We start from the raw sequence: 11,601 nt of genomic DNA on the forward strand, positions 1-11,601 counted from the left end.
GGCCGCCGGCTCCCTCGCTTTCGGCCTGGGCTGGGCTGCCACGGGAATGGCGTTCAGTGCCGTGGCCGGGCTGGCGGCCCAGCTCACCGCCAGCGCCCGGGCCGCGACGGGGATCAGCATCGGCATTGTAGCCGTCACCTATGCGCTGCGCGCGGTCGGAGACCTCGCCGAACCGGGGCCCTCGGTGCTCTCCTGGCTCTCGCCCATCGGGTGGAACCAGCAGATCCGGGCCTTCGCGGGGGACCGCTGGTGGGTGCTGGCGCTGCCGGTCTGCCTGTGCCTCGTGCTGGTCCCGGCAGCCTTCGCGCTCCGTGCCCGTCGCGACCTTGGTTCCGGTCTCCGCGCCGAACGCCCAGGGCCGGCTGTCGGCTCGCTCTCCGGCGTCTGGGACCTGGCGGTGCGGCTGCAGTACCGCGTGCTGGTGGCCTGGGCCGTGGCGTTCCTGGTATTCGGCGTCGTGATCGGTTCCCTGGTCAGCAACGTGGCCGAGCTGCTGAGTTCACCGAACGCCCAGGACCTGATCAAACTGCTGGGCGGCCGGCAGGCCCTGACGGACGCCTTCCTGGCCGCGGAAATCAGCATCATGGGGTTGCTGGCGGCCGGCTACGGGGTGTCTGCGGCCAACCATCTGCGCAGCGAGGAGGCCGCGGGCCACACCGAAGCCCTGTTGGGCACGGCCACTACCCGAATCCGCTGGGCGAGCAGCCACTTCACCTTTGCCTTGGCCGGGGTCGCCTTGCTGCTTCTGCTGGCGGGGGTTTCGATCGGCGTCGGCGCCGCTTTCGCCGTCAACGACTCCGCTCTGGTGGGCCGCAGCACCTTGGCCGCCCTGGCCCAGGTGCCCGCCGCCTGGGTGGTGACCAGTGTGGCCCTGGTGGTGTTCGGCTGGGCACCCCGGCTGGCCGGGGCGGTCTGGGGCCTCCTGCTGGCGTTTGTCGCCCTGGGAGAGTTCGGCGTGCTGTGGAACGCACCGGAATGGCTGATGGACCTTTCCCCGTTCAGGCATTCCCCGCTGCTCCCGATGGGCTCCGGGGACGGGGCGGCGCTGACGGTGCTCATCGTGGCCGCGGCGGCTCTCGCGGCGCTGGGCTATGCCGGCTGGCGGCGGCGCGACCTCGCAGCGTAGGCCTCGAGTCACCGTTCGTTGAGGCGATGGCCTGAGGGTAAATCTTCGCCGGACTTCAACTTCTGCCGCCGCACTGCTGCGCCCACCGGTCGATCAAAATTGTCGTTGCCTCGTGATCTGATGTGAGTGTGGACAACGCGGCAGCATGGAGCGCGGATGGCAGGGAGGCCCTGGCGGGCGTCGCGGTGTTGACTGCGGTGCTGGATTCCGTCCCTGGGGCGGGCGCTGACGGCGGTGGTCCGTCCGGGGCCAGTGTCGGCCGGGATGCTGGTCCGTTGGGGGACGATCCGTTGCGGGAACTGGCGGATGATTGCCTGGACGGGCTGGCCGAGGTCGCCCGGTGGGAGGCGCGGGCCGCGGCGTTGAAGGTGCGGCTGGGCGCGACCTATCTGCGGGCCACCGAAGCTGTGGCGGCCCCGTCGATGGCACCGCACGACGCCAAGTGCCAGGAGATGGCCAAGGTCGCGGAGGTCGCGTGTGTCTTGACGGTGAGCGAGCGGACCGCGGGTGCGTTCCTGTCCGAGTGCCAGGCGCTGACGAGGGGTTTGCCGCTGACCCTGGCCGCGCTGGCGGCCGGGAGAATTTCGTGGGCGCACGCCCGGATCATTGTGGACGAAACCTCCGGCCTGGACCGGGCCGGCGCGGCCGGGCTGGAAGCGCACTTCCTGGACCCTGATGCGCCCGCCCCGGCCCGGGGCTGCCCGGCCGGGGAGCTTGTCCCGTCTCGGTTCCGGGCCAAGGCCCGCACCTGGCGGGAACGCCACCACCGGGACAGCATCGAGACACGCCACACCAAAAGCGCTGCGGACCGGCGGGTCGAATTCCGCCCGGACTCCGACGGGATGGCCTGGTTCTCCGCCTACCTCCCGGCCGACACGGCCGCGGGGATCTGGGACCGGACCACCGCGGCCGCCCGCGCCCTCCAGCGCCCGGACGAGGCCAGGACCCTCACCCAGCTCCGCGCCGATGTCGCGGCCACCTGGCTGCTCACCGCCGGCACCGAGGGAGAGGGCGTGGGCGGGGGTGTGCCGTCGCCGCGGGCGCAGGTCCTGATCACCGTCCCGGTCCTGTCCCTGCTCGGCGCCGGGGAGGAACCGGCCGTCATGGACGGCTACGGGCCGATACCGCCCTCGATGGCCCGCCGCCTCATCGCCGAGGGTGCCGGCTCCTTCTACCGGGTCCTGGTTGACCCGAGGGACGGGGCGCCGCTGGAAATCGGCCGGTCCAGCTACCGGGTGCCGAAGGCAGTGCGGCAGTGGCTGCGGCTCCGCGACGGNAAGTGCCCGTTCCCGGGCTGCAACAACCATTCCCTGGACAACGACGCCGACCATATCCTGGCCTGGGCCGACGGAGGCACCACCGGGATCAGCAACCTCGGCCAGCCCTGCCGCAAACACCACCGGCCTGAAACACAACTCGGCCTGGACACCGGCCGGGGCCAGCAAAGACGCACCGCCCGGCTGGACGTCACCATCCGGAAGGCACTACCCCAGCGAGCAGCAGGACTGGGAACCACCCCACTGGCCGGACCGCATCCTGGAAACGAACGGGCTCCTGGGCTGGGAACAGCCCTCGGATGAAGACATGAAGCCAAGCGTGGACCCGCCACCGGAAAATGATCTGGGCCTGCCGCCGGATCCCGGCCCGGATCCCAACCAGGAACTGCCCGTGGACCCGCTGCCGGCGTGGTACCACTTCGCGGCCTGAAACGGTGTCTCCGCAGGCCTTGCGTTCCGCGGCCCGCTCTAGCGGAGGCTCCCCGACCCGGCCGACAGCTGGGCGAGGACCTGCGCGGGACGGTTCGTGGTGATCTCGTGGATCCCGAGCTCCTGGCACAGCGCAACGTCGTTTTCCGAGTCCACGGTCCACACCCGGAAGCGGCGGCCGGAAGTGAGCCAGCGCCTAATGGTCCGGGAATGCCCGCGGACGTAGTCGATGCCCGGGCCGGCCAGCCCGGCCTCGCAGTCGTCCAGGATCCGCACGGCTTCGGTTTGCGCGGCCTTCATCACGTTGGCCAGCGCCCCACCGGTGAGCGCCCCGAGGCCGAGTTCCTCGCGGATCTCCTCAACGTCGACGTCGTCCACGAGCTGGCACACGGCGGAGGACGGGACTGCTTTGAGCAGGTGCTTCACCGAGTCCGGGCTGAAGCTCATGAAGGACACCGTGATGTTGCCGAGCCGGGACGTTGCCGGATCCCAGCCTTCGGCTGTGAGGACTTCAAGGACCCGGTCTTCCAGCTTGAGCTGGAAGGGGCTGGGGTGTTTGAGCTCAATTGCCAGCCCGATCTCCCGGCCCGCGCTCCGCAGCACGTCCAGCAGCTCGGGGAGGGTCAGCAGCTGGGTGGACCTGCCGCCGTATTCGTCCGGGATCCTGGCGCCCTTCCAGGAGGAGAAGTCCAGCTGCCGGAGATCCTCAAGGGTCCGGTCTGCCACCGGGCCGGTGCCGTCCGAGGTGCGGTCCAGGGTGGCGTCGTGCAGCAGCACCGCCTGCTGGTCCCGGGTGAGGTGGATATCGCACTCCACGCCGTCGGCGCCGTCGGCGATTGCCTGCAGGTAGGCGGCCCGGGTGTGCTCGGCGAACGCTGCGCTGGAACCGCGGTGCGCGTAGACCAGCGGACGGGCTGCAACGGACTCGTCAGTCGTCATGCTGACACGTTAGCCGATGGCCGCTGCCAAAGCGGGGCTAGGCTGGGCACATGCAGGTGAACACTGAGCCAAGTACCCGTTCGGAGGGCCCCGGCGGCGCCGGAACTCCCTCCGGAGCCTCCGCCAAAGGCAGTACCGCCCGCCGCCAGACCGTGGCCGCGGGCGACGCCGAAAAAGCGTCCGCGCTGCGGCGGATGAAGCTGCTGGCACTCTCGCTGCTGATCCTGATGGCCGTCATTTTTGTGGTCGCCTTCGCGTTGCAGAAGCAGTACCCCTGGCTCGAATACGTCCGGGCCGCGGCCGAGGGCGGCATGGTCGGCGCCCTCGCCGACTGGTTCGCGGTGACGGCCCTGTTCAAGTACCCGATGGGACTCAAGATCCCGCACACCGCCATCATTCCGCAGCGCAAGGACCAGATCGGCGCCTCGCTGGGCGAATTCGTCGAAACCAACTTCCTCTCCGAGCAGGTGGTCCAGGAGAAACTGGCCTCTGTCGACATCGCCCGCAAGGCCGGAGCGTGGCTCTCCGGGCCCGGCGGTGCGGAGCGGGTCGCCAAGGAGGGTGCCGCCGTCATCCGCGGCGCCTTCACGGTGCTCAACGACGACGACGTCCAGGCCGTGATCGAGGGCATGGTCCGCCGGCATCTGCTCGCCCCGCCCTGGGGTCCCCCGGTGGGCCGGGTCGCCCAACGGATCTTCGACGACGGCCACCACCACGCCCTGGTGGACGTGCTCGTGGACCGCACTGTTGATTGGGTCCGGGACAACCAGGAGACGGTCAACCGGCTGGTGACCGACCGTTCTCCGACGTGGGTGCCGTCGTTCGTCGACGGACTCGTGGGAGACAAGGTCTACGTGGAAATCCTCAAGTTCACCCGCGCCGTGCAGTCCGACCCGCAGCACCAGGTCCGCCTGTCGATCGACAAATACCTCAAAGACCTCGCGCAGGACCTGCAGCATGATCCGGTGATGATTGCCCGGGCCGAGGGCATCAAGGCCCAGGTCCTCGGCGATCCCGAGGTCCGGGAGCTCGCGTCCCGCACCTGGGGGACGATCAAGGCCGCGCTGCTGTCCGCCGTCGACGATCCGCACAGCGAACTGACTGTCAGGTTCAAAGCCGCCGTGCATGACTTCGGCACCCGCCTGGTGGTTGACCCTGAGCTGGCCGGCAAGGTCAACAAGTGGGTCGGGGACGCCGCCGGGTACCTCGTGAAGACGTACCGCTCGGACATCGCGGGCGTGATCACCGATACCGTGGCCCGCTGGGATGCTGAGGAAACCTCGCAGAAGATCGAACTCCAGATCGGCAAGGACCTGCAGTTCATCCGGATCAACGGCACCGTGGTGGGCGCCCTCGCCGGGCTTGCGATCTTTACGGTGGCGCATCTGGCCTTCGGGTAACAATCCGACGGGCCGCTGCTCAGGCTGCGGCCGCGACCTTGGCCCTCGTCCGGCCCGGCATGGCAAAGATGGTGAAGGCCAGCGCCGCGAGCGCCGTGACCACCAGCAGCGTCAGCCCGATCGAATAGCTGCGTGTCGCGGCGTCGTACGTCGCTCCCATGACCAGCGGAGGGAAGTAACCGCCCAGTCCCCCGGCTGCGCTGACCACTCCGCTGATGCTGCCGACTTTCCCGGCAGGGGCGAGCACCCCCACCCAGGCGAACACCCCGCCCGTCCCGAGCCCCAGCGCCGCCGCCATGGCGACGAACGTCAGGCCGGCGGGGACTTCGCCGTCGGGCTGCAGGTTGACGGCCCAGGCGAGGACCGCGACGCCCGTCAGTGACGTGACCACCACGGGTTTGGGCCCAAACCTGTCCGCGAGCACGCCGCCCACCGGCCGCGCCAGCACGGCAGCCAGTGCGAAGCCGGCGGTGCGCGCCCCGGCGCCGCTCGGGTCGAAGCTATAGACGTCGCGGAGGTAGGTGGGCAGGTAGGTGGCGAAGGAGACGAAGCCGCCGAAGACCACGGCGTAGAGGAAGCACATCTTCCAGGTGACAGGGGTCTTCGCGGCGTCAAGCAGCTTGGGCAGGACGGGGAGGCTGTTGCGGGTCCAGCCGGGGGCTTCCTTCATCAGGAACCAGACCAGGGCTGCCATGCCCGCGAGGATCGCGGCGATCAGCAGATGAGTGGGGAAGTAGCCGATCGCCGCGACCAGCCTCGGGTTCAGGAAGGCGGCCAGCGCCGTGCCGCCCATTCCGGCGCCGAAGACGCCTGTGGCGAACCCGCGCCGGGACGGCTCGTACCAGGCGCTGACAAAGGGGATCCCGACGGCGAAGACGGTTCCGGCGACGCCCAGCAGCAGCCCGGCTGACAGCACCAGGGCGAAGGAGCGCAAGGTGCCGCCCACAGCCACGAGCAGGATCGGCAGGATGGAAGCCAGCAGCACGAAGGTGAACATCGCCCGGCCGCCGTACTTGTCTGTCAGGGTGCCGACAACGATCCTGCCCAGCGAGCCGACGAACACAGGCATCGCCACCAGCACTCCGGTGGTGGCCGGGTTCAGCTGAAGGTTCTGCGTGTAGAAGGCACCAAGGGTGGCCACGGAGTTCCAGGCCCAGAACCCGACCACCGACGCCGAGGTGGCGAGCACGAGGTTGAGTGTCCGCCCGGCGGGGGCGGCCGGAGGAAGGGGCGCGGATCCTGCCACTGGGTGTCCTTTCAGTTCGACTCAGTTCGACGTTTCTCTCGAGCGGACGGCTGCCGTCCGGTTCAACGGTTCCGGGTGTCCCGGTCGCGGGTGCCGACGGCGGACCAGCCGCGGCGGGCTGCGGTGCCGGAGGACCGCGCAGCCGCGGCGCCTGCCCTGTTTCCGTCCCGGTCCCTGTCCCGCGACCGGTAGACGATGTAGGGGCGGAAGAGGTAGTGGAACGGGGCTGTGAACGCGTGGACGAGCCGGGTGAAGGGCCAGATCACGAAAAGGGCCATTCCCACCAGGGTGTGCAGGTGGAAGGAGAACGGCGCGGCCGCCATGGCCGCCAGGTCCGGCTGGAAGATGAACAGGGAGCGGAACCACGGGGCGACGGTCTCGCGGTAGTTGTGCCCGTGCTCGCCCTCGAAAACACTGGCCAGGGTGGTCCACAGGCCAAACACAATGGCCGCGGTGAGCACGACGTACATGGTCTTGTCGTTCTTGGTGGTGGCCATAAAGACCGGCCCGGTGGTGCGGCGGCGGTAGATCAGCAGGAGGATCCCGCCCAGGGTCCCCACCCCCGCGATCCCGCCCACGAAGAGGGCATTGAAGTGGTAGAACTCCTGGCTCATCCCCACCGCCTGGGTCCAGGCCATCGGAATGACCAGACCGAAAAAGTGGCCGGCGATCACGGCAAGCAGGCCGAAGTGGAACAGCGGCGAGGCGATGCGCAGCAGCCGGGATTCGTAGAGCTGGGAGGACCGTGTGGTCCAGCCGAACTGGTCGTACTTGTAGCGCCAGACCAGCCCGCCCACCAGCACAACGACCATAACGTAGGGCAGGACGCCCCACAGCACGATGTCCAGGGCGGAGAGTCCGGCGGCAGCTCCGGGCTCGGTTGCGGTTGCGGTTGCCAGCATGGTCAGGCCCCCTTCACGGGCAGGAGTCGCGGATCATAGGGGTCCAGGCCCACCGCTTCGGTGGGCGGTCCGTAGCCGGCCATCCGCATCACGGCCTGCTCGTCGGCCGGGGATTTCCCGGGCAGTGTGGCGCAGACGGCCTGCAGGATCCGGGCGTGCGGAAGCTCGTCCCGGAGCAGCCCGAAACGCAGCATCTCGAGGCTGGCGCGGAAGCGGGTCAGCAGGTCCCGGCCGGCCGCGAGGTCCACCCGGGCGGCGTACTCGAGGACCATCGGGAGGTAGTCGGGCAGTTCTCCGTGGGTGTCCACCAGGATGTCGCTTTGCCGGTAGGTCTTCTTGAAGTTTCCCAGCACCTCGCCGCGGCGCCGGGTGTCCCCGTCGGTCCAGTAGGACAGATGCAGGGCGTGGCGCTTGCCGAGGTCGAACTCGCGCACGTAGAGGGCCTGGCTGTCCATCGGCGGCGTGGATTCCAGCGAATCCAGGACCTCCTGGAAGTCCGCGACGGCGCCGGGGAACTCGCCCAGCGCGGCACGCATCAGCGGCACCCTGCCGATCAGTTCCTCGTCCGGGTAGGACAGGCACCAGGCCGCCGCGAGGTAGACAACCTGCTCGCGCCGGCTCACGGCTGCTCCCCCGGATGGCTGCTTGGACCAGCAGCGGGACCGGGCGCCTTTTCCGGAAAAAGCCCGGAGGGTGCGCCCGTGCCGTCCCAGTTCAGGAGGTTCACCCGGCCCCGGAGGGTGGTTTCGCCGGGTGCGGCGCCGGAGGTCTGCCGGTCCCGCAGGGCGTTGAAGGTCTCCACCGCCACGGGAACGGGCCGGCCGCTGGCCTCGCCGAACGGGGAGGAATCCTGCATGCCGGGGCCGCCCTCGAAGTCCAGCGAGCAGCCCATCTCCTCGAGGTCGTGGGCCTGTTCCACATGGGCCTTGGGGATGACGTAGCGTTCCTCATACTTGGCGATCGCCATCAGCCGGTACATCTCGTACATGGTCTGCCCGTCCATACCGACGGCCTCGGGGATGGAGTCGTCCGGGTCGTTGCCCATGCTGATGCCGCGCATGTAGGAGCGCATCGCCGCGAGTTTCTTCAGGACCGCGGTGACCCGGTCCGCGTCGCCGGCGGTGAAGAGTTCAGCGAGGTATTCCACCGGGATGCGCAGCGCGTCGATGGCGCCGAAGAGGTTGCCGGCGTCCTCGCCGTCGTGCCCCTGGTCCCGCAGCAGGTCCACCACGGGTGAGAGTGGCGGAACGTACCAGACCATCGGCATGGTCCGGTATTCGGGGTGCAGCGGCAGTGCCACCTTGTAGACCTTGGCGAGGGCGTAGACGGGCGAGCGCCGGGCGGCGTCGATCCAGTCCTCCGGGATGCCCTGGGCCCGGGCGTCGGCCTGGACGGCGGGGTCGTTCGGGTCCAGCAGGACGTCCATCTGGGCGTCGTAGAGTTCCTGCGGGTCGGTGACGGCGGCAGCAGCGGTGACGGCGTCGGCGTCGTACAGGAACAATCCCAGATACCGCAGCCGGCCCACGCAGGTCTCCGAGCAGACCGTCGGCAGTCCCACCTCCACCCGCGGGTAGCAGAAGGTGCACTTCTCGGCCTTGCCCGTCTTGTGGTTGAAGTAGATCTTCTTGTACGGGCAGCCGGTGACGCACTGCCGCCAGCCGCGGCACTTGTCCTGGTCCACCAGGACAATCCCGTCCTCCACCCGCTTGTAGATCGCGCCCGAGGGGCACGAGGCCATGCAGGAGGGGTTCAGGCAGTGCTCGCAGATCCGCGGCAGGTAGAACATGAACGTCTGCTCGTAGGCGAACTTGATCTTGTCCTCTGATTCCCGCCGGACCTTTTCCACAATCGGGTCCAGATGGCCGTACTCGGTGGAGCCCCCCAGGTCATCGTCCCAGTTCGCGGACCAGGTGATCTTGGTGTCCTCCCCGGTGATCAGGGACTTGGGCCGGGCCACCGGGAAATCGTCGCCCAGCGGTGCGTCCACGAGCGTCTTGTAGTCGTAGGTCCACGGCTCGTAGTAGTCCTTGAGCTCGGGCTGGACCGGACTGGCGAAGATCCCGAAGAGCTTCTTGACCCGGCCACCGGCCTTGAGGACCAGCTTGCCGCGCTTGTTCAGCACCCAGCCGCCCTGCCACTTGTCCTGGTCCTCGTAGCGGCGCGGATACCCCTGCCCGGGGCGGGTTTCGACATTGTTGAACCAGACGTATTCGGTGCCCGCACGGTTGGTCCAGGCCTGCTTGCAGGTCACGGAACAGGTGTGGCAGCCGATGCATTTGTCCAGGTTCATGACCATGCCCATTTGAGCCATAACACGCATCAGTACTGCACCTCCTGGGAACGACGGCGGACGGTGGCCACCATGTCGCGCTGGTTTCCGGTGGGGCCAAGGTAGTTGAACGCGTAGGCCAGCTGGGCGTAGGCGCCGATCAGGTGCGACGGTTTGACCAGCAGCCGGGTCACGGAGTTGTGGATCCCGCCCCGCCGCCCGGTGGCTTCGGACTTCGGCACGTCGATGGTGCGCTCCTGCGCGTGGTGGACGTAGACCACGCCGGCTGGCATCCGGTGGCTGACGATGGCCCGGGCCACGAGCACGCCGTTGATGTTCAGGCATTCCACCCAGTCGTTGTCCTTGACCTGGATGGACTCCGCGTCGGCCGGGCTCATCCAGACCGTCGGCCCGCCGCGGGACAGCGAGAGCATCAGCAGGTTGTCCTGGTATTCGGAGTGGATGGACCATTTGGAGTGCGGCGTCAGGTACCGGACCACCACCTCCAGCTGGCCGTCCTGGCCGAGTTTGGGTTCGCCGAACAGGCGGTGCATGTCCAGCGGCGGCCGGTAGATCGGCAGCGCCTCGCCGATGTCGATCATCCAGTCGTGGTCGAGGAAGAAGTGCATCCGCCCGGTCAGGGTGTGCCACGGTTTGAGCCGCTCCACGTTAATGGTGAAGGGGGCGTAGCGCCGGCCGCCCGTTTCGGAGCCGGACCATTCCGGCGACGTGATCACCGGAACCGGGCCGGCCTGCGTCTGCGCGAAGGTGATGAACTTTTCCTCCGAGCCCTCGGAGAGGTCCGCCAGTTTCCGGCCGGTGCGGACTTCCAGGTCCCTGAACCCCTGCACGGACAGCGCGCCGTTGGTGGTGCCGGAGAACGCCAGGATGGCCTCCGCCATTTTCGCGTCGGTGTCGATTGCCGGGCGGCCGTCCGCGGCGCCGCCGAGCATCACGCCGTTGGAGCGGCTGAGCCGGTCCAGCGGGCCGGCGAGTTTGTAGGTGACGTTCTTGACCGTGAAGCCCAGCTTGTCGGCCAGCGGCCCGACGGCGGCCAGCTTGTCCGCGATGGCCGTGTAGTCCCGCTCCACCACCGAAAAAATGGGCATGTTCTGCCCGGGCACTGCGGGGATGGACGTGTCCCGCCAGTCCCGCACGATCCCGCCGGGCTGGGCGAGCTGTCCGGGGGTGTCGTGCTGCAGCGGCACGCTGACGAGGTCCCGGCGGACGCCCAGGTGGGTCCTGGCCTGCCGGGAGAACTCCTGGGCCAGCAGGTGGAACATGTCGAAGTCCGTTTTGGTCTCCCACGGCGGGTCGATCGCCGGGGTGAAGGCGTGCACGAAGGGGTGCATGTCGGTGGAGGACAGGTCGTGTTTTTCGTACCAGGTGGCCGCCGGGAACACGACGTCGGACAGCAGCGTGGTGGAGGTCATCCGGAAGTCGGCGGAAACCAGCAGGTCCAGTTTTCCTTCCGGCGCCTGCTCGTGCCATTTAACGTCCCGGGGCTTGAGCCCTTCGGCGTGGTCCTTGCCCAGGACGTTGTTGTGGGTGCCCAGCAGGTTCCGGAGGAAGTACTCGTTGCCCTTCGCGGAGGAGCCGAACAGGTTGGAGCGCCACAGTACGAGGGTCCGCGGCCAGTTTTCCGGGGCGTCCACGTCCTCGATCGCCGGGTTCAGGGTGCGGTTCTTGAGCGCGTCCGCGATGTAGCTGGGGGTGTCCGTGGCGGTTCCGGCGGCGACCGCGGCTTCGGCCTCGTCCGCGAGGTCCAGCGGGTTGCGGTCGAACTGCGGGTAGAACGGCATCCAGCCGAGCCGGGCGGACTGGGCCAGCGCGTCCGCGGTGTGCATGCCGTCCAGTGCTCCGGTGGACAGCGGGGATTTCAGTGCATCCGCAGAGTAGCCGTCCTGCCGCCATTGGTCCGTGTGCATGTACCAGTAGCCGGTGCCGATCATGGTCCGCGGCGGGCGTGACCAGTCCAGCGCATTCGCCAGGGACACCCAGCCGGTGGCGGGG

8 protein-coding genes and 1 pseudogene are annotated in these 11,601 nt (G+C 68.7%); 3 read left to right on the forward strand and 6 right to left on the reverse strand.

The genetic code is table 11. The features are described from left to right. Both K789_RS0106225 and K789_RS22495 read left to right on the forward strand, forming a co-directional pair. Positions 1-1,126: ABC transporter permease (locus K789_RS0106225; protein WP_024366005.1), on the forward strand; the 1,126-nt coding region annotated here is incomplete at its 5' end. A 188-nt stretch (positions 1,127-1,314) separates the two neighbouring features. After that, positions 1,315-2,833, forward strand: a pseudogene (locus tag K789_RS22495) (DUF222 domain-containing protein). A gap of 38 nt (positions 2,834-2,871) precedes the next feature. On the opposite strand, the gene K789_RS0106235 reads toward K789_RS22495, so the two are convergent. Further along, entirely contained in the window at positions 2,872-3,771 is a 900-nt protein-coding gene (locus K789_RS0106235) for a glycerophosphodiester phosphodiesterase (protein ID WP_024366006.1), read from the reverse strand. A 194-nt stretch (positions 3,772-3,965) separates the two neighbouring features. Between K789_RS0106235 and K789_RS0106240 the strand changes: the two genes are divergently transcribed. Further along, positions 3,966-5,171, forward strand: coding sequence for a DUF445 domain-containing protein (locus K789_RS0106240; RefSeq protein ID WP_416352790.1), 1,206 nt, complete (start codon positions 3,966-3,968; stop codon positions 5,169-5,171). Positions 5,172-5,190: 19 nt separating this feature from the next. On the opposite strand, the gene K789_RS0106245 is transcribed toward K789_RS0106240, so the two are convergent. From K789_RS0106245 to K789_RS0106265, 5 genes are all read right to left on the reverse strand, one after another. Then, a complete protein-coding gene (locus K789_RS0106245; RefSeq protein WP_024366008.1) occupies positions 5,191-6,417 on the reverse strand; it encodes an MFS transporter in 1,227 nt (408 codons plus the stop codon). A gap of 62 nt (positions 6,418-6,479) precedes the next feature. Then, on the reverse strand, positions 6,480-7,319 hold the full coding sequence (gene narI, locus K789_RS0106250; RefSeq protein ID WP_029704614.1) for a respiratory nitrate reductase subunit gamma: 840 nt from the start codon (positions 7,317-7,319) through the stop codon (positions 6,480-6,482). Positions 7,320-7,321: 2 nt separating this feature from the next. Next, positions 7,322-7,942, reverse strand: coding sequence for a nitrate reductase molybdenum cofactor assembly chaperone (narJ, locus tag K789_RS0106255; protein WP_024366010.1), 621 nt, complete (start codon positions 7,940-7,942; stop codon positions 7,322-7,324). After that, the gene (gene narH / locus K789_RS0106260) at positions 7,939-9,639 is read right to left on the reverse strand and encodes a nitrate reductase subunit beta (RefSeq protein WP_024366011.1); all 1,701 of its coding nucleotides are present in this window, start codon (positions 9,637-9,639) and stop codon (positions 7,939-7,941) included. Before narH ends, narJ begins: the two co-directional genes overlap by 4 nt. Then, a partial coding sequence (locus K789_RS0106265) for a molybdopterin dinucleotide binding domain-containing protein (RefSeq protein WP_024366012.1) occupies positions 9,639-11,601 on the reverse strand: 1,963 nt, incomplete at its 5' end. The genes K789_RS0106265 and narH, both read right to left, overlap by 1 nt.

This window comes from Arthrobacter sp. TB 26 (assembly GCF_000427315.1).
GTDB lineage: Bacteria > Actinomycetota > Actinomycetes > Actinomycetales > Micrococcaceae > Arthrobacter.

Bases quoted from the DNA above. Each gene is read 5' to 3' on its own strand.
- narH (WP_024366011.1), bottom strand. From the start codon at position 9,639: ATGCGTGTTATGGCTCAAATGGGCATGGTCATGAACCTGGACAAATGC.
- narI (WP_029704614.1), bottom strand. From the start codon at position 7,319: ATGCTGGCAACCGCAACCGCAACCGAGCCCGGAGCTGCCGCCGGACTC.
- K789_RS0106235 (WP_024366006.1), bottom strand. From the start codon at position 3,771: ATGACGACTGACGAGTCCGTTGCAGCCCGTCCGCTGGTCTACGCGCAC.
- K789_RS0106240 (WP_416352790.1), top strand. From the start codon at position 3,966: ATGAAGCTGCTGGCACTCTCGCTGCTGATCCTGATGGCCGTCATTTTT.